At 35.1% G+C, this 20071-nt stretch carries 15 protein-coding genes; 9 read left to right on the top strand and 6 right to left on the bottom strand.

Features of this window, described 5'->3' with window-relative positions; translation table 11 throughout:
* The first annotated feature begins 1 nt into the window (after nt 1).
* From dut to ACR9EA_RS16415, 5 genes are all read left to right on the top strand, one after another.
* Complete coding sequence (gene dut, locus ACR9EA_RS16435; RefSeq protein WP_435135496.1) at nt 2–436, top strand: dUTP diphosphatase; 435 nt, start codon at nt 2–4, stop codon at nt 434–436.
* 75 nt (nt 437–511) lie between these two features.
* Entirely contained in the window at nt 512–1531 is a 1020-nt protein-coding gene (locus tag ACR9EA_RS16430; RefSeq protein ID WP_435135494.1) for a sugar phosphate nucleotidyltransferase, read from the top strand.
* A 5-nt stretch (nt 1532–1536) separates the two neighbouring features.
* Nucleotides 1537–2907: a tetratricopeptide repeat protein gene (locus ACR9EA_RS16425; protein WP_435135492.1), complete on the top strand. Its 1371-nt coding sequence runs from the start codon at nt 1537–1539 to the stop codon at nt 2905–2907.
* A complete protein-coding gene (locus tag ACR9EA_RS16420) occupies nt 2907–3677 on the top strand; it encodes a DUF4292 domain-containing protein (protein ID WP_435135490.1) in 771 nt (256 codons plus the stop codon). Before ACR9EA_RS16425 ends, ACR9EA_RS16420 begins: the two co-directional genes overlap by 1 nt.
* Nucleotides 3674–4903, top strand: a complete 1230-nt coding sequence (locus ACR9EA_RS16415; RefSeq protein WP_435135488.1) for a murein hydrolase activator EnvC family protein — start codon at nt 3674–3676, stop codon at nt 4901–4903. Before ACR9EA_RS16420 ends, ACR9EA_RS16415 begins: the two co-directional genes overlap by 4 nt.
* A 15-nt stretch (nt 4904–4918) precedes the next feature.
* Here the strand turns inward: ACR9EA_RS16415 and ACR9EA_RS16410 are convergent, their stop codons facing one another.
* Both ACR9EA_RS16410 and ACR9EA_RS16405 read right to left on the bottom strand, forming a co-directional pair.
* Nucleotides 4919–5431, bottom strand: coding sequence for an acyl-CoA thioesterase (locus ACR9EA_RS16410; protein ID WP_435135486.1), 513 nt, complete (start codon nt 5429–5431; stop codon nt 4919–4921).
* 125 nt (nt 5432–5556) lie between these two features.
* Nucleotides 5557–6495 (bottom strand): SPOR domain-containing protein, encoded by a 939-nt coding sequence (locus ACR9EA_RS16405; RefSeq protein WP_435139910.1) that lies wholly within the window; start codon nt 6493–6495, stop codon nt 5557–5559.
* A 154-nt stretch (nt 6496–6649) separates the two neighbouring features.
* On the opposite strand from ACR9EA_RS16405, the gene dprA reads away from it, so the two are divergent.
* A complete protein-coding gene (dprA, locus tag ACR9EA_RS16400) occupies nt 6650–7756 on the top strand; it encodes a DNA-processing protein DprA (protein WP_435135485.1) in 1107 nt (368 codons plus the stop codon).
* 1 nt (nt 7757) lies between these two features.
* On the opposite strand, the gene ACR9EA_RS16395 is transcribed toward dprA, so the two are convergent.
* The gene (locus ACR9EA_RS16395; protein WP_435135483.1) at nt 7758–9215 is read right to left on the bottom strand and encodes a hypothetical protein; all 1458 of its coding nucleotides are present in this window, start codon (nt 9213–9215) and stop codon (nt 7758–7760) included.
* A 64-nt stretch (nt 9216–9279) separates the two neighbouring features.
* A complete protein-coding gene (gene trpS / locus ACR9EA_RS16390; RefSeq protein ID WP_435135481.1) occupies nt 9280–10248 on the bottom strand; it encodes a tryptophan--tRNA ligase in 969 nt (322 codons plus the stop codon).
* 342 nt (nt 10249–10590) lie between these two features.
* Between trpS and ACR9EA_RS16385 the strand changes: the two genes are divergently transcribed.
* The 3 genes from ACR9EA_RS16385 (at nt 10591) to ACR9EA_RS16375 (ending at nt 18009) form a co-directional block, all read left to right on the top strand.
* Entirely contained in the window at nt 10591–13842 is a 3252-nt protein-coding gene (locus ACR9EA_RS16385; RefSeq protein WP_435135479.1) for a T9SS type A sorting domain-containing protein, read from the top strand.
* A gap of 94 nt (nt 13843–13936) precedes the next feature.
* Complete coding sequence (locus ACR9EA_RS16380; RefSeq protein ID WP_435135477.1) at nt 13937–17110, top strand: IPT/TIG domain-containing protein; 3174 nt, start codon at nt 13937–13939, stop codon at nt 17108–17110.
* Between the two features lie 158 nt (nt 17111–17268).
* Nucleotides 17269–18009, top strand: coding sequence for a lysophospholipid acyltransferase family protein (locus ACR9EA_RS16375; RefSeq protein ID WP_435135476.1), 741 nt, complete (start codon nt 17269–17271; stop codon nt 18007–18009).
* A gap of 79 nt (nt 18010–18088) precedes the next feature.
* Here the strand turns inward: ACR9EA_RS16375 and ACR9EA_RS16370 are convergent, their stop codons facing one another.
* Nucleotides 18089–19507 (bottom strand): outer membrane beta-barrel protein, encoded by a 1419-nt coding sequence (locus tag ACR9EA_RS16370; protein ID WP_435135474.1) that lies wholly within the window; start codon nt 19505–19507, stop codon nt 18089–18091.
* A complete protein-coding gene (locus tag ACR9EA_RS16365; RefSeq protein ID WP_435135472.1) occupies nt 19508–20050 on the bottom strand; it encodes an RNA polymerase sigma factor in 543 nt (180 codons plus the stop codon). It lies immediately after the preceding gene.
* Nucleotides 20051–20071: the final 21 nt, after the last annotated feature.

Here is a 20071-nt window from a genome sequence, read left to right as displayed (position 1 = left end):
AATGAAAGTAAAAATTATAAACAAATCCACGCATGCTTTACCGCATTACGAGACTAGTGCATCGGCAGGAATGGATTTAAGAGCCAATATTTCGGAGGCAATAACTTTAGCGCCTCTAGAGCGCACCATAGTTAAAACAGGATTGTTTATAGAGTTGCCTGTAGCTTTCGAAGCTCAAGTTAGACCACGTAGTGGTTTAGCGGCAAAATTTGGGATAACAGTATTAAATGCTCCAGGAACTATAGATGCCGATTATAGAGGAGAGATAGGTGTAATTTTGGTGAACTTGTCCAATCAGGAGTTTACTATCCAGAACGGCGAACGTATTGCGCAAATGGTATTTGCAAGACACGAACAAGCCCAATTCGAAGAAGTAGATGTTTTGTCGGAAACTGCTCGAGGCGAAGGCGGATTTGGTAGTACTGGCGTAAAGTAATCTGAGTTAATACAGAATGTCTTACCGTTTAAAAATTAATAACGAATTAAATATACTGCAATAGCAGAAACACATATGAAAATTATAGTACCAATGGCGGGTCGTGGTTCAAGATTACGTCCGCATACCTTAACAGTTCCTAAACCTTTAATCCCAGTAGCGGGGCAACCTATAGTCCATCGTTTGGTAAAAGATATCGCCAAAGTGATTGACCAACCTATCGAGGAAATCGCCTTTATATTGGGCGACCCTGCTTTTTTTGGAGACGATGTCGTAGAAAGTCTTACTACTTTGGCAAACGATTTGGGAGCTAAAGCGTCTATATACAGACAAGATCAGCCTTTAGGCACAGGTCATGCTATTATGAGTGCAAAACCTTCGTTGTCTGGCCCAGCTGTTGTAGCTTATGCAGATACATTAATACGTGCCGATTTTAATTTAGATGCCGATGCCGATGCCGTTATTTGGGTAAAACAGGTAGAGCGTCCTGAAGCTTTTGGTGTTGTTAAATTAAACGAACGCAACGAAATTGTAGAGTTGGTAGAGAAGCCTAAAGAGTTCGTTAGCGATTTAGCCGTAATAGGAATATACTATTTTAAAGATATTGCCGTTTTAAAAGACGAGTTGCAACACGTGTTAGATAATAATATTATACATGGGGGCGAATATCAAATTAACGACGGTATTAAAGGTATGATGGCCAAAGGTAAAGTCTTTAAAACAGGTACAGTAGACGAGTGGATGGATTGTGGTAACAAACCGGTAACTGTAGAGACCAATGGTAAAATGTTAGGTTTTTTACAGGCCGATGGCGAAGAAAACCTGGTGTCGCCTAACGTTGTACTTAACAATTCTAAAATTATAGAACCTTGTTTTATAGGCGACCATGTTACATTAACCAATACAACTGTAGGGCCTAATGTGTCTATAGGCAATAATACAAGTATCGAAAATTCAACCGTTAAAAATACCATAATTAGTAATTTTTCAACCATTAAAAACGCTAATTTAGACGACGCCATGATAGGTAATTATGTAGAATTCGATGGTAATTTTACAACCATAAGCATTGGCGATTATTCTGTTTTAAAATAAAATATTTGAAAACAATTTCGAGATATATCACGCAATGGTTTACCATAGTGGCGCTTTTGTTAGCGCCCTTGGTATCTCATGCCCAAGTCGATTTTAACGCCAAACCCACCGATGATTTGGGAGAGGTCGACGATGCATTTCAAGAATTGTTCTTCGAGGCTTTAAAACAACGTGGTATCGAAAATTACACTCGTTCGGTAGAAGCGCTTCAAAAATGTATTGCCATAGACGATTCGCAATCGGTGTTGTATTTCGAAATGGGGAAAAATTATAACAATCTTAAAAACTTTGGAGCGGCAGAAGATGCCCTAAAAAAAGCAGTAAAATTAGAACCAGATAACGAATGGTATTTAGACGAGCTTTACGATGTTTACGCACAGCAAAACGATTACGATAAAGCAATTAAAACTTTAAAACAGCTTGTAAAATATCATCCAGATTACAAAGAAGACCTTGCCGCTTTATTTGTTAGAACTAAAGATTATAAAGAAGCTTTAAAGGTGCTAGACGAATTGGATGCCGAATTTGGCATTTCGGTAAACCGAGATTTTTTAAGAAATCAGATTTACGACGCTACTGGCCAAAAGAAAGAGCAAATAGAGAATCTTGAAGAACGTGTAGAGAATAATCCCGACCAAGAGTCTAATTACTTGGCATTAATTTATAGGTATAGCGAGAGTAACGATAAAGAAAAGGCATACGAAACGGCTTTAAAGTTACTCGAAATGAATCCGAATTCACAACTCGTTCACTTAGCTTTATACAAGTTTTATTTAGATGATAATGAAACCGATAAAGCCATAGAGTCTATGAAAATTGTATTAAAAAGCCCAAAAATTAAGCCAGAAGCTAAATTATTGGTGCTTACCGATTTTGTGAATTTTGTTGCAGACCATCCAGAGTACGAACAGGATTTAGTAGAAGTTTCGGCCATGGTTGGCGATGCTAACGATGGTAAAACCTTGGTAGAATTGGCGCAGTACTATTTAACCAAAGGCGATAAACAAAAAGCAATAGCTTATTACAATCAGGCTTTAAATATCGAGGGCGATAATTATGGCATTACCAGAAATATAATTGTGCTACATATCGATTTAAAACAATTCGATATGGCTTACCAAAAGAGTAACGAAGCCTTATTGAAATACCCTTCGCAACCCGAACTGTATTTAATGAATGGCCTCTCTTTAAATAAACTTAATCGGTATAAAGAGGCCATAGAGCAACTTTCTATGGGAGTAGATTACATTATTGAAGACAAAAAAATGGAAAGCGATTTTTACTACCAATTAAGCGTCGCTTATCAAGGCTTAAATAAAACAAAAGAAGCTAAAAAGTTTTCAGATAAAGCCAGTCAATTAGAAATTTCGAATTAATGAAACATCAATTTTTTACGCTATTGGTTATTTTAAGTTTAGGTCTGTCGGGTTGTAAGTCTACAACTTCGCTTACTACGGCAAAAACCGATTTAAGTTTAAACACAAAACAGTTAGTAAAAGCAAACTCCAAACAAACGGCTCAGTTTAAAACGCTTTCGGCTAAAGTAAAGGCAAATTATTCAGAAGGCGATAATTCTAAAACAGTATCAATTAATTTACGATTAGAAAAAGATAAAACCATTTGGTTAAATGGCCCGTTTTCTGCAGCCCGTTTATTGGTAACACCAGAACAAGTTAGTTTTTATAATAAATTAGATAACACCTATTTTGAAGGCGATTTTAGTTTGTTAAGTGAGTTTTTAGGCACTGATTTAGATTTCGAAAAGCTTCAAAATGTATTGTTGGGCGAGGCTATTTTTGGTTTACAGGAAGCCGATTACATCAGCTCCATTAACGAAGAAGCTTATTTGGTTCAGCCAAAACAGCAAAATCCGTTGTTTGAATTGTTTTACATTATACATCCTGCTTATTTTAAGGTTGTATCGCAGCAATTGTCTCAGCCTCAAGACGAGCGTCTTTTAGAGATAGATTATTTAAAATATCAAACCGTTAATCATCAAATTCTACCCGAACATATAAAAATAAATGCGGTTGAAGGTCGTGAAGAAACTATTATAGAATTGGAATACAAATCTGTATCTTTGAACGAAAAATTGAATTTTCCTTTTAAAATTCCTTCAGGTTTTGAAGCTATAGAACTTAAATGATTACAGCACGCCTTGTATATAAAATAGCGATAATTTTTTGCTGCTTTTTAAGCAGTGCTACTCTATTTTCCCAAAGTAAAAAGCAATTAGAGCTAGAGGAAAGACGGCAGGAATTGCGTCGCGAAATAGAGCAGATTAACAGCATGCTCTTCAAGAACAAAACAAAGGCTAAATCGCAATTATCATTAATTGAAGATTTAAATCATAAAATTAATGTGCGCAGTAATTTAATTAAAGTTACCAATCAGCAGGCCAATTTATTAACACGAGAAATTGGTGTAAACCAAAGAGAAATTACGCAATTACGCCAAGATTTAGAAACTCTAAAAAAGGATTATGCCGACATGATTGTGCATTCTTACAAAAGTAGAAGTGTACAGAGTCGTGTTATGTTTTTATTATCGTCTAACAACTTTCACCAGGCTTACAAGCGTTTGCAATACATAAAGCAATATACCAATTACCAGAAGGAGCAAGGCGAGGCAATAAAAACGAAGACCGAAGCATTAAAAGTTGCCAATCAAAAGTTGCTAAAGCAGAAAGAAGATAAGCAACAGTTAATTAAGGAGAATAGTGTGGCCCAAGCACAATTGGAGTTAGAGCGAAAGCAACAGCGCGAATTAATGGCTAGCATTCAAAAAGATTTAAAATCGTATACAGCACAAATACAAACCAAACAACAAGAAGCCGATAGAATTGATCGCGAAATAGAAAAATTGATTCGTGAAGCCATAGCAAAGGCTAATAAGAAAGCAGGAAAAAGTAGCGAGACTACAAGTTTTGCTCTAACGCCAGAAGCCAAAAATTTAGCAGCTAGTTTTGTGGCCAATAAGGGTAAATTGCCTTGGCCTGTAGAAAAAGGTGTTGTAAAATTACGCTATGGAGATCAGCCACATCCAATTGTAAAAACAGCTACAATACATAGTAATGGTGTACGAATTGCTACAAGTCCAGGAGCGCAAGTACGTGCCGTATTTAATGGCGAAGTGTATGCTATTATTGTTCAGAAAAAAGGGAATCCAACTATTTTAATACAACACGGTAATTATTTTACAGCTTATAAAAATCTAGGAAAAGTATACGTGAAAAAAGGCGACAAAGTAACTACCAATCAAACCATAGGTGAGGTGTTTACAAATTCGGCTACTGGCGATACGACGTTAAGTTTTAGTATATTTAAAGAAAGTACTACACAAAACCCTGCATCGTGGTTGTACAAAATGTAGTTTAGTAAAAATTATTTACTGTAAAAACAGGGCCTTAAGTTCTGTGGCTTCATTTGGTTTCATTTTACCTGCCAAAACCAAACTAAGTTGTTTACGGCGTAAAGCTGCTTTAAAGCGTTCTTTTTCTAATTGGGTTTCAGGAATAATTTCTGGCACCGGAACAGGACGGCCTGTTTCTTCAACGGCTACAAAGGTATATATGGCTTCATTTGCCTTGGTTTTAAGTCCGGATTCGCGATCTTCTGTCCAAACATCTATATAGACCTCCATAGAGCTTTTAAACGCTCTTGTAACCTTTGCTTCTACAGTTACAACACTACCTAACGGAATAGCTCTGTTAAAGGCCACATGGTTTACCGATGCGGTTACCACAATACGTCTGGAGTGGCGTCTAGCAGCAATACTGGCAGCACGATCCATTCGGGCTAATAACTCGCCTCCAAATAAATTATTTAAAGGATTGGTTTCGCTAGGTAAAACGAGGTCTGTTAATGTGGTTTTAGAAGCTTCGGGTGTTTTAGGTTCCATGTGTTATAATTTGCACGCAAATGTACAAAGCCCAATTTTAGATAACAATGTAAGTTTCTATTTTAATCATAAAAAAAGCGCTACTGTTTTAATAGTAACGCTTAAATATATAAGGAATGAGTTTTTTAATCTAATTGCTTAACCAGTAGCCAGGCTTCAGAATTATTGTTTTGTCTAATGTTTTTTAGAGCTTTCAAAGCATCTAAACGATTTTCGTAGCTATCGTAAACCACTTGGTGCAATCCGTATTTATTAACGCCAATTTTTCTGGCATTAAAACCAAGAGCTTTTAGTTCGTTTACAATTTTATCGCAATTTTCTTCAACTCTAAATGCCCCTGCAATGATGTGATAATTTCCTACTGGCTTTGTTACGGTTAAACTTACAGCTGGTAACGGGTTGTCTATTACAAAAGTCGCTTCTTGAATTTTATTTTCTAGTTGAATATTGGCGTTTTCCTGCGCTATTTGATTATGCGTTTCTATTTGGTTTACATAATATTTAGAACCAATAAAGCCTGTCGCAGCCAGAGCCAATACGGCAGCCGCAGCATAACGTAAATAAGGTCTTGCCTTGCGACGTTCTGACGTTACAGCTATCGGTACTACTTTCTCTACAGCTTGGGTGTCTTGTTTGTGAACTTCGCGAGCAATTGTTGGCGATACCATTTGGTGAAGCCCAAAGGCATCGGTTAAATAATTTAAATGTGTAGAAGGTTCAAAAATAACTTTACCTTCTTCATTTAATATTAAGTCTCCAATATTTTTAAAAACTATGGTTTCTCCAGCAACCAAATACGATTTGATAGCCGAAACGCGTTTTTGTATTTTTAGGAGTGCCGTTTCGTAAGGGATCTTTTCTACATCGGCAATATAATGCGCCAATAAACCATCGTTTTGTTGTATTTGTTCGTTAAACGATAGCGCTTTTTTAGGCGGGTAAAACATATGGGTTTCGGCATTAACTTTGGCCGGAACACGTTGTGTTAAAAATGCACCAAATTCGGGTACAACAACACATTCATATCTGTATAATAAGTCGCTTATGTAAGTTTCTAATTGCATAAAAACAAAGTTAGACATTTTTTAATGTGCTTATAAAATGATATTCACTTTTTATTAACAACTGCGGGTTTTGTTTCTTGTGTGTTAACTATCAATTGATTAATTTTCTAAAAAACTAAAATAATAACTCGATTTTAGTTGAAATGATATTTAAATGACAAGAACCGATGAGGAAATTTTATATGTTTTAGCGCTACAGCATGTGTCGCGTATAGGCGATGTTGGTGCTAAAAAGTTAATTGCACATTGCGGATCGGCAGAAGCAGTTTTTAAAGAAAAAAAACAAGTGTTAGCTAAAATTGATGGTATTGGCACTTTGCGTTTAAACAATTTAAAACTCGAAAGCCATATTAAAGCTGCCGAGGAAGAATTAGCATTTATAAAGCAAAACAATATAAATTGTTTGTATTTTGAAGATGCTAATTATCCGCAAAAATTAAAGCATTGTTTAGATGGCCCAATTTTATTATTTCAATCGGGGCATGTGCATTTACAAAAACAGCGTATACTAAGTATTGTTGGCACTCGTAAAATTACAACCAGTGGCATAGCTTTTTGCGAAAAATTGGTGGAAGAATTAGCTGTTTTTAATCCCGTAATTGTTTCGGGGTTTGCTTACGGAACCGATATTACCGCACATAAAGCTGCTTTAAAACACCAGTTACAGACTGTGGGTTGTTTGGCACATGGTTTAAATCAGGTGTATCCTAAAGTGCATAAAAAATATATGGCTAATATAGAAAAGCATGGTGGATTTTTAAGTGATTTCTGGAGTTCTGCTGTTTTTGATAGAAACAATTTTTTACGCCGAAACCGTATTATTGCCGGACTTAGTGAAGCTACCATTGTTATAGAATCGGCCGAAAAAGGAGGGAGCTTGGTAACGGCAGATATTGCAAATTCGTATAATCGCGATGTATTTGCGGTTCCTGGTCGCCCAACCGATAGTTTAAGTTTAGGCTGTAATAATTTAATAAAACAACAAAAGGCGTATTTATTGTCTTCACCTTTAGATGTTGCTTATATGTTAAATTGGCAACTTGAATCTGAAAAAAAACCAGTGCAAAAGCAATTATTTGTCGAGTTGGATGAGCAGGAACGTCTTATTTTTAATTACTTAAAAACAGAAGAAAAGGCCTTGCTGGACTCCATTGCTTTGCATTGTCATTTACCGATTTTTAAAACGGCAGGTGTATTATTGAATATGGAATTAAAAGGTGTATTGCGGCCTTTACCTGGTAAATTATTTGAACTGGTTTAGCTTACATGTTAATTTTTAAAATCCAAACATCGCTAAAGTAATCTAGTTTAGATAATTCGCGTTGTTTTAAGTATACGTCGTTAGGATCTTCGCTCATATCTAAATAAATATAATCCCAATTGTTTTTAGGGTTTTTGTACGATTTTGGAGTATGCCCTTTTTCGGCAAGAAACGCTTTCCATTTTGTCGCATTAGCTTCAACCGAAAATACATTGGTTACCAAATAATAGCCTTTTTCTAAACCAGGAATGCTTAAGCTTTTTAACGCTGTAATTTTATCTAAATCCTTTTGTTGTGGTAAGGCATAAGTTTTGGTGTCGGTAGTCATAAACAGATTTTCGTCTTTGCTTTCTAGTAAAATAGGACTAATTTCTGTTTCGAAAGCCACAAAAAACACGTAAAACCTATCGGCTTTGGTTTTAAATCTAATAGTCATTTCTGTACTGTTGTTAGACAGTACCATGTTGTTTGGATTTGGAATATCTGTTTTTAGTAAATCGAAGCCTAAAGTGTTAATGCTGTTTGGTGTACGGTCTTTAAAGTATTTGTCGCCGATGGTTATGGTGCTGTTAAAAAAGTTAGAGTCTTCGCGTAATGTATTCGATAAAGGGGTGAAAGATTCCGAATCTTGATGCATTACATAGCAGGCATCTGTTTTAAACTTTTGGTCGCCTTCTAAAACACCAAGAGATAATGCTGTTTTAATTTCGGCTTGTTCGTCTGTTCTAAAATCTTTAAACGTAATATCTACAGCTTCTTTATTTACTTCTGTAAATCCGTTGTAAGTAGTAAAGTACTTAGGTTTAGCTGAATCGTCTTCGTAGATAACATGCAGTAACCATCCGCCGGAAGCGCCGCCAGAAACAAAACCTTCTGTAGCTCTTATGTTGGCTACGGTGTAATTACCGTTAACAGTTGATGCATTTTGTAATAATTGAGTGACATCGGCATAACACACATAGGGTTTGGTGTCGTTAAACTGGGCGTTGTTATAGCTATCGTATATTTTTATGCCTTTTAGGTCTTCGTAATCGTTATTGGGTAGTTTAAATAAAATTTTATGAACGTCTAGCGAACGTTCGTCGTTGCCTTTATAAACAATTTGGTCTCCCAAGGTGCGTTTTACACCTTTGTCGTATTTATAAATAGCGCTCCAGTACAGTGCGGCGTATACAATTTTTTTTGAAGTGGGCGGAAGTGTTAAAACAGCTTGACTAGAACTAAAAGTCGATTTGTCTTCGTCTACATCTATATATTCTAGTTTAATTTTGTCGTTAAAAACAGAACGATCGTTAAAAGGTTCTAAGGCATGGTTGCTTACAATGTTGTTGCCAATTAATACCGAATTTCCTTTTAAATAAAATTGTTTGTTTACTGTAAAATTTAAGCCTTCTTGTGCAACAACAAAAGACACAGCAAACAAAAGCATTAAAGGTATGCGCTTGTTAGGGAGAAGCATATATTAGTGTTTAGGGGCTATTAAATATAAGCTAAAGATACAAACTTTGGGGGTGTGGGCTAAGTTAATAGCCCACTTTTTCGCGTACACGTTGTAACACCTTGTTGGCTACCGTTGTTGCTTTTTCTGCGCCTATGGCTAAAGCTTTGTCCAGCTCTTCTAAATGATTCATGTAATAGTGGTACTTTTCGCGTTGTTCTGCAAAAGTTTCAACTATAAGTTCGAATAAAGCTTGTTTGGCATGGCCGTAGCCGTAATTTCCGTTTTCGTAGTTGGCTTTCATGGCGGCTATTTGTGTTTCCGAAGCCAATAAACTATAAATTGCAAAACAGTTACAGGTGCTCCAGTCTTTAGGTTCTTCTAAAGGCGTGCTGTCGGTTTGTATACCCATAATTTGTTTGCGTAGTTTTTTATCGTCTAAAAAGATATTGATAAAGTTGTTTCTACTTTTACTCATTTTTTCGCCATCGGTACCTGGAATTATCTTTACGTTTTCTTCAATTTTTCCTTCAGGCAAAACAAATGTTTCTCCCATTTTGGCATGAAAGCGAGAGGCCACATCGCGTGTCATTTCTATGTGTTGAAGTTGATCTTTTCCAACAGGAATAATTTCGGCATCGTATAATAAAATATCCGCCGCCATAAGCATTGGGTATGTAAATAATCCTGCGTTTACATCTTCTAACCGATCGGATTTATCTTTAAAACCATGGGCTAAGGTTAAGCGTTGGTACGGAAAAAAACAACTTAAATACCACGATAATTCGGTGCATTGCGGAATGTCGCTTTGTCTGTAAAATACGGTTTTGTTAATATCTAAACCAAAGGCAAGCCATGTGGCAGCTACAGAATACGTATTGTATTTCAGGATTTCGGCATCTTTAATTTGTGTTAAGGTATGCATGTTTGCAATAAATAAAAACGAATCGTTTTCTGGACTGTTTGCCATTTTTATTGCAGGCATTATAGCGCCTAAAATGTTTCCTAAATGTGGTGTTCCTGTACTTTGTATGCCTGTTAAAATTCTTGCCATATTACATATTTTGTTTGTTAGACAAAGGTAATGCTTAAAAATAAATATTATTTAACGTAAGGAGTGGAAATGACATTTTTAAATTTAAGGAGTATTAGAATAATAAAGTTTATACTGTAAGAGCTTGTAAGTAAGTGTTTTATTACTTTTGGGTCAATTTAGAAAGAAGCATTTATTTAAGTGAAACTATAAAATGACCTTTCATAGGAATTAATTTGCATATGGACTGATTTATTTGTGGGTTGTATTATTCTTAATAATTTTATTGTAAATATCTCAAATACAATCTCTCCTCCCTAGTGTATTTGACAAATTTTAAAGGAACTAATAATTTATTTTGCTATGATAAAAATTATTTCTTTAATACGTTTGTTTGCATTGGGTAAATGCTTGTTATCATTAATCATAATGTTATTTATATCGTCTTTGTACGGGCAAATAACAATAACAGATGTATTTCCTACACGGGTAACCTATCAAACGGAAGTTACAATTATTGGAAGTAATTTTACTTCGATTACTCCAAATACCATAGTTTTAGATGGAATAGATATTGTTGATGCAACTTTTGTGAGTTCCACACAAATGATCTTTACAATAAATAAGAGTGACCATACATCGAGTATGAGTTCTGCGCAAGATGTAACGAGTAATTTGTTAGTTAACTCTAGCGATACAGGTTTCGATATTGAATATATCGCTCCAAACTATAAGATTTTACAGAATGATAATAATCCGCATCAAGTTACCAAAATTACTGAGATTTTTACTAATTGGAATTACAGTAATCGTGGATATTGGAGATCTAATGATTATATAAAAGGGGTTGATGCGACGTACCCTAATGATAGTCACGAACTTCTGGCTTTTACTTTTGATGGGGTTACGTATTCTACTGGTGTAAATGATGGTTTATTAACAGAAAAGGGCATTACTTTCACGCCTCAAAATTTTAAAGCTTATTCTACTAATGGTGTTTCAGGAAAGAGTCACAGAGCGAATTATATTGCAACAGGAGATTTGGTAGATGGCCAAGTTAATGAGGGATCGGTAATAACTTCACCTACTATTCAAGGATTATCGGTTTACGATGTTATTACAGATGGAGTTAATGGGTTAGATTTAGGGACAGCAATTACAAATTTTAATCAAACTGCAAGTGTAAGGTTTTTTAGTGGAAATGGTCAAGTTGGGGCAGTAAATGACAATGTTCCTGATTTATTGATAACGCAAGTTGCACAACCTGGAGACGAAGCTGGTTTTGACGTGTATTATTATGGTGATGAAGTCGGGAATGTAATAGGCAGACCAGTAAAATTAATTATGAAAGATCAAAATTCTGGGACTAGTTTATTGTCATGGTGGAGGGTCGATTTTTATAGTCTCATAGATGGTAATTATGCCACATCTGTACCACTAGAAAAAAAATTAGGCCCAAATGCCGAAAGGCCTTATAGAATGGTGGGTTTAAAGTTGGAAGACTTTGGAATAACAGGAGATGCATTAAGTGTAAGCACATTTGTAGAAAATATTAATAATATTAATTTAATGGCGGGAGGGTCTTGCGATATTGCTTTTTTGGCATATAATAGAGGAGCTTTTGAAATTAAAGCTCCAGTCGCCAATTCAATATTGCCAAGATATATTTGTAAGCTGCCAAGTACAACAGATGTTACATTTACCGTATCTGCTGATGTAGAAGGGGGAGGAACTGGAGATCCTAAAGAAACTTTAAGTTACGAATGGTCCAAGTTTAACACCACTTTAGCTAATACATCGGAAACATTAAATATCTTAAATGTAGGAGAAAGTGATATCGCAAATTATAATGTAAGAGTTTCAAATGACTACGGATCTATAGTTGTGCCTGCTGTTTTAGGGCAAGGAGGAACTCCTACTGCTTGGGATGGAACTAGTTGGAATATTCCGCCAGCTTATACGAATGCAGGTATAGTAATAAGTGATGAGGATAGGAGTCTTATTTTTTATGAAGACTACAATGAAGCTGTAGATCTACAAGGTTGTGATTGTACGGTTAAGGCAGGTACAGATGTTGTTATTCCATCTGGGAATGCACTCAAGATTTATGATAATATTATTGTTGAGCCATTTCAACCATCTTATGTAGAAGACGGGGTTACTATACCAGCAGTTCAGGCAGGAACATTTACCTTAAGAAATAATTCTAGTTTAGTACAAATTAATGATGCAAATGGGAATGTAAATGAAGGTGTTATTTCTATGAGGCGCAATGCGATTGTTAATGATATTTCAGATTATATTTATTGGTCATCACCAGTGTCAGGGTTTAATGTAAATAACATAGCTACATCTCATGTATATCAATGGGATCCTCAAGCTTCAGACTATGGGAATTGGTTATCTGCTACAAATGAGGTTATGGTTGAAGGAGAGGGGTATATTGCTCGTGTTGCTAGTGCTTCAAATTTTGCAATAGATTTTGAAGGTATTCCTAATAACGGAACCATAACTGTCAACCTTAGTTTCTCTAGTGCATCAGTGACGATGGCAGAAGAAAATAAGCATTGGAATTTAATTGGGAATCCATATCCTTCGGCTATTTTGGCAGAGCGCTTTTTGGAAGATAACACCAATCTGCAAGGGAGTGTTAGTATTTGGACTCATAATGAAGCTATTTCTAGTACTGCAGACGATCCTTTCTATGCCGATTTTGGATATAATTATTCAGATCAATATATTGTTCATAATGGAACAGGTACTACGCCATCAAGCCCTTCTTTCAATGGAAATATTGCTGCGGGGCAGGCTTTTTTCGTTCAATTAGATGAGGGTGCGTCAGATCAGACAGTTGAATTTACTAACAGTATGCGCTATGATGTAGGTGAAACTTTATTAGATAACTCTGATTTTTTCAGAATTTCGACAGAGACACCTCAAGAAAAGCAATTAATTTGGTTGAGTTTGATTAATGAAAGTAATGCTGCGGTAAGTACTTTGGTAGGTTATGTAGATGGGGCAACATACGATAAAGATAGATTGTATGATGCATATGCTAATTACAATGGTTTTAATATATATTCACTTATTTCAGATAAAAAAATGACTATTCAAGGGAGGCCACTCCCATTTACAAACACAGATCAAGTGCTTTTAGGGGTGGATATAGTAAACAATGGTTCTTACAAGATTGGTATAGATCGTATTGAAGGGAATCAATTTTTGAATAAAGCACAAGGCGTATATTTAGAAGATACTTACTTAAATTTAGAACATGATCTAAGAAAGTCTCCCTATACCTTTACAGCTAGTAAGGGTGTTGTAAATGACCGTTTTATTTTAAAATATAATTCTGATTCCAAACTAACGGTAAATGACAATGATTTTATAGAGAAAACATTTGCTTATATTAATAATAAGACATTGCACATAAAATCATCAAACGTAATAAATCATATCCAAGTGTATGATTTAACAGGTAAAGAACTTATAAATTATAAACCAAAGTCCATTGAGCATGAAAGTGATGTATTTTTTCCTTTTTCACAAGGAGTTTACATTATAGGTATAACTTTAGATAATGGAAGAATGGTAACAAAAAAGATTATCAATTAGACTCTCATTATAATTAAGTAATAGATCTACTAAATACTAGTGCTGTTGCTTCTATTAATCTCAATTTTTTTAAAACTAACTTAAATGTAAATCTATGACGAAAAAAATTACGCAATTAAAATTTATTAACTTAACAAATATAATACTACTATTTCTTTTGGTTATGGTATCGTCTAAGTTAATAGCCCAAACAGTAACCGAGGTATTTCCCACACGTGTAACTACTAATTCTAAAATAACAATTGTTGGTTCTGGGTTTACTGGATCAACTTCAATTAGCATTCCTGGGGTTTCAATTAAAAGTGGTAGTAAAGAATTTGTTAGTTCTATGGAAATGACGTTTGAGATTTCTGAATCTGGTAATGATGATGTTTCTGCAGAGTTGTTGGTTGGAGGTAATGCAACAAGTTTTTATGTTGATTACGTTGCGCCATCAGTAAAAATTCTTGACAACGGAGCTAATAATAACATAGCTAGAATTACAGAAATTTTTACGACTTATAATGGTTTTTGGAGATCTTCACAATGGAAGGCAGATCCAGAGAATGAAGATTTAATGCCTAATACCCGACATGATTTATTAGCTTTTACGTATGACGGTGTAACTTATTCTACAGGTGTTAATGATGATTTATTAATTGAAAAAGGGGTTACTTTCAATTCGCAATTATTTTATGCCTATAGTACAAATGGTGTAGATGGCTCAACCTATCCGCTTAATTATTTAGCAATGGCAGATATGATAGACGGCGAAGTAAATGAAGGTGTAGAAATTACTTCTCCCGAAATTTTGAATGCTACCATTTATGAAAACTTAATAGATGGTGTTAATGGTTTAGATTTAGGTACAGGTGTTACAAATTTTAATCAATTAGCAGATGTTGGGTTTTATAGTAGTGGCGGACAATTAGGTGGGATTAGTGATGGAGCTCCAGATTTCTTAATAACACAAATAGCCAAGGCTGGAAGTATAGATGTTTATTATTATGCCGATGATGCGGGGAATGTGGTTGGAAGACCTATTAAATTGTCTATCATACAGGAAGAAGTAGAAGATTATGCCGGTGATGGTTTATTAGCTATATGGCGATTAGATTTATTTACTTTACAGTCAGGTTTAAATTATGGTGTCGCAAAACCTCAAAAGCGAACTTATACGGGAGATGAAACTCGACCATTGCGTATGGCCGCCTTTAGGTTTGAGGATTTTGAAATAACTGCAGATAATGTTACCGAAATTAATAATATTAATATGGTTGCAGGAGGAACAGCCGACTTGGCATTTTTAGCTTATAACAGAGGGTCTTTTGATATTAAAACACCTGTAATAACTAAGTATCCTGTTCCAAATTATGTGTGTAGTACTCCAAGTAATAAAGATATTATTTTTACGGCCACCGCTCAAGTTTCAGGTAATGCAACAGGCTCGGCAGACGAAGAACTTTCGTATCAATGGTATAAATATAATACGCCTATACCTGGGGAGCAATCTAATACATTAACTATATCTGGTGAAATTACCACAGACGATTTAGGTACTTATAAATTACAGGTGTCTAATTCGTTTGGTTCTGTTTTTACTGCAGTTTCCTTATCTAAAGGTGGTGTTCCAGTGTATTGGGATGGTGTTACATGGCAATTACCTCCGTCTTATGTGAATGCAGGGATAACTGTTGAACCCGAAAATAGGAGATTTATTTTTTCTTCTAATTACAATAAAATGGGCGATTTAGAAGGTTGCGACTGTGTGATACCTTCTGGTAGTAGCGCAACTATCCCTTCAAGATCAACTTTAAAATTGAGAGGTAGTGTTTCTGTAGAAACAGACGGGGCTTTAATATTAGAAGATGGCGCTAATTTAATTCAAATGAATGATGAGTCGGATAGTAATATGAATTCTGGAAATATAACTATGCAAAGATATGTCCGTAACATTATTGATGAAGATTTTATAATGTGGTCTTCTCCAGTAATTAATTATAATGTGAATACAATTACTACACCTTATACAACACCAGCTTATCAATGGGATGTAAATGATGGCTGGATTGCTTTTGGGGGAATTATGGAGCCTGCAGAAGGCTACGCTGTTCAGATACCTCAAGAATTTGTTTTTCCATGGTTTACTGCATCTTTTAAAGGGGTTCCGTTTAATGGAAGTAAAACTGCAGCTGTTTCAAAATCTAACTCGGTTGATTTAAAGGTAGAACAACAACATTGGAATCTTATTGGAAACCCATATCCTTCAGCTATTAGTGTAGATGAATTTATTTCTGAAAATTCAATTTTAAATGGTAGTATACGTTTATGGGCAGATAACTTAATGATTTCAAATGTGCCCTCTCCGCTGTCAAGTTCGTCATATAGTAGTTTAAGATATAATTTCAATGAACAGTATATGAGTTACAATGCTACTGGTGTGAATCCTCCGCAAACGTCGATAGGTAATATTTCCTCTGGTCAGGGCTTCTTTGTACAGGTTAATGATGCAGCTTCCGCAGGAGACGTTATCTTTACCAATGATATGCGATACGATGATGATGGAATGGCGTATGATAATACACATTTCTTTACAACTAATGTGCCAACCAATAATACAGAAAATAAGCAATTATTATGGTTAAGTTTGATTGATGCTGGTAATAGCTCTGCTAGTGCCTTAATTGGTTATGTTCAAGGTGCTACATTAGGAAAAGATAAAAAATATGACGCCTATTCCGATCTACAAGATTTCGACATCTATACTACAGTAGAAGATACTAAAATGGTAATTCAAGGGCGTCCTTTACCGTTTAATGATGCCGATACCATTCCTATAGGGATTAATTTACCGAGTACAGGTAGTTATAAAATTGCGATTGGGGATTTAAGTGGAACTCAATTTTTAGACAACGCTCAAAGTATTTATTTGGAAGATACTGTATTAAATATCGAGCATGACTTAAGGATGTCGCCTTATTTGTTTACAGCAGAAGCAGGAGAACTTAATAACCGATTTGTATTACGTTACACGAAAACACTTTCTGTAAGCGAATATGCAAATTCGCAAACTTTTGTAAATATATTTAATGGTGTTTTAAACGTTAAGTCTTTTAAAAATATCGAATCTGTTGTTGTTTACGATATAAGTGGAAAACAGGTGGTTTCTTATAATTTAAAGACTTTTAAACCAGACTTTAGTGAAAGTTTTAAATTTTCAAAAGGTGTTTATTTGGCAACTATTAAATTGCAAGGAGGCATAATGGTAACCAAAAAAGTTGTCAATTAATTTTATCTCATTTTTTATAAATAAGGCCTCTGCTTTCAGTAAGTAGAGGCCTTATTTTATGGTATATCAATTCGTAAATCATTCAACCTGTTAAAAAGGTTTTACAGATATAATTTTAAGAGAGAGTAGCTCAATACAATTGTGTATTTTTGGCACGCATGAAAATTTTTAAATATTTATTCTGGATTTTATATAGGGTGTGGTTTTACATTTTAGTAACCCTTCCTATTTTAGTATTATTGCCTTTGTTGGTTGTGTCTATTATTAAAGAGTCCTGGTATCCGTTTTTCTTTAGATTGGCTCGTATTTGGGCACGATTTATTTTAATGGGAATGGGGTTTTATTGGCTTATAGACCGTGAGCAGGTTCCCGACCTCGATAAGAGTTATATGTTTATTGCTAACCATACCTCAATGACCGATATCATGCTTATGTTGGTTACAGTTAAAAATCCGTTTGTTTTTGTGGGTAAACAAGAACTGGCCAAAATACCATTGTTTGGGTTTTTTTATAAACGGACTTGTATTTTGGTAGATCGCGATAGTTTAAAAAGTAGACATGCTGTATTTTTAAGAGCTCAAAAACGATTGCAATCTGGATTGAGTATTTGCATTTTTCCAGAAGGCGGTGTGCCCGACGAGAACATTGTTTTAGACCAGTTTAAAGACGGCGCTTTTAAGTTGGCGATCAATCATCAAATTCCTATAGTCCCCATAACTTTTGCCGATAATAAGGCAAGATATCCGTTTACTATTTTTAGTGGTGGTCCAGGAAAAATGCGTGTACACATGCATCAATTTTTAAATACCGATGGTTTAACATTAAGCGATTGTAAGCCGTTAAGAGAGCAGGCGCGTAATATTATTTTCAATCAATTAATGTTGTATAAAAAAAAATAGAAGCAATATTTTAAAATTGCTTCTATTTAAAAGACATTTCAATTGGGATGTTGAAATGCCCGTAATAATCAACCTAAAATTAAAACTTGTAACTAAACCCTGTGTAAACACCAATTATATAAGGTCTAACACTACCAGAAGTTTGGTTGTAGGCATTAAATTGATATTTTACTGTGGGTTCTAAATTGATGTTAAATCGTTTGGCGAAACTATAATCTACACCTATACCTAAATTAGTACTAAAACTAACATCGTTTAAATTAGTGGCCTCTCCTAAATACGATCTATTGCTATTGCTTTCAGAATATACAGTATTATCGTTTAGAAAAAAGGTACTAACACCGCCTATTACATGAAGTCCAATCCGTTTGTTTATAATGTTATATTCCAATTCTAAAGGCACTTCAAAATAATTGATGTTTTGATTGATAACCGCATTTGTGCTTTCATTTAAAAACGAATTGTTATTAATGCCCGATAGATTGTTAGCGCTAACCATAGCTAGGTTATCTGGTTGCTTAGGTGTTTTAACATGCTTTAATTGTGGCGTAGCTGCAAAAGCTGAAGCAGATGGCTCGTAAACAACAACATCGTTAGTGTTAAAACTTAACTTTACACTATTAATACCAGAGCGTATTTTTAATTTTTGGGTAACAGCGTAGCCAACACTTAAGCCATAACTGGTGTTAATTTCGCCAGTTTTAGAATTGTTTACAAACTGATCGTCTAAATGCGACCCAGTTCCAGCGGCATTGTAGTACACGGGGGCAATGTTAGGATTAATATTCCATTTTTTAGTTGCTGGTGTGCTTTCAGAAGTTTCTGCTTGAGCAATGGCTTCTTCTATACTTAAAGTGTCTTTTATTTTAGTTGGTGTTGTTTGTTTTGTAGTGCTGTTATTTGCAGGTTTTTGGGTGTTTTTTTGCGCTAAACCGATGTTTTCGTTTTTAGGATTCAATTCTGAAGTTGAAATGCTTTCAGAAGGTACAGTGTTGGAGCTAGATGATTTTGAGTCTTTATTGTTATTTGAAGCGATATTGCGCGTGTCTTCATTTTCTGTTGAAGCTATAGACTTTGTAATTACAGTTGGCTTTGAGCTGATGCTTTTTGTGTTTGCTACTGTACTTGTGTTATTCACTTTTGATATAGAATTATCCTCGGACTCCGATTTGCTTGTATTTGCAGCATCGGTAATTTGTATAGGTGTTTTGTTTGTGTTGTTTAGGGTTTGGTTTAAACTGTCTGGTAACTCCTGTTCTGTAACGGTATGTGTAGGTGCAGAGGTATTAGTGTTAAAGAATGAAATCCCTAAAGCTAAAAATAAAAGTAGTAATGCGGCAACGCCTGCTGTTCGCCACCAAATAGGGATTACCCGACGTTGTTTCTTTTTGTTGTTCAACTCGGCTTCAATAGCTTTCCATACGTCTGGATCGGGTGCGTGATCAAGATCTTTTAGATGCTCTTGAAATAAGCGGTCTATGTGCTTTCTATCACTCATTTATAAAGATTGCGATTGATTTTTCGCGTAATAATTTTCAATTTTCTCTTTCAAAATCTGTCTGGCGCGAGCTAAATTAGATTTAGAAGTACCAACAGAAATATTTAGCATTTTGGCAATGTCTTTGTGCGAATGGCCATCTAAAACATAAAGGTTAAAGACCAATCGGTAACGATTGGGCAGTGTTTGAATTAGTCTTAATAGGAAATCAATCGAGATACTATCATGGTCCTCTACCTCTATAACTTGGTCTATAAGCTCTTCATTTATAATGTCGAAAACCCCTTTCTCGCGATACCGTTGTAGTACAGTATTAATAGTAATGCGTTTTAACCAACCTTCGAACGAGCCAGAATGGTTAAATTGCGAAATTTTACTAAAAATGGTCAAAAAGGCATCTTGCAGATTGTCTTTAGCTTCTGCCTGGTTTCGGGAATATTTCAAGCAAATGGAGAACAATTTACTGGCGTACAGTGTGTAGAGTTCTCCTTGTGCTTTTCTGTCGTTCCGTTTACATTTTTGTATGAGTTGCTTTAAACTCAAATGAAAAACTTATAGGTTTTT

Origin of the sequence: Formosa sp. A9, assembly GCF_051200825.1 — a bacterium.
GTDB lineage: Bacteria > Bacteroidota > Bacteroidia > Flavobacteriales > Flavobacteriaceae > Formosa.
The sequence above is the reverse complement of the archived record's forward strand: the minus strand, read 5'-3'. Positions and strand labels throughout refer to the sequence as shown.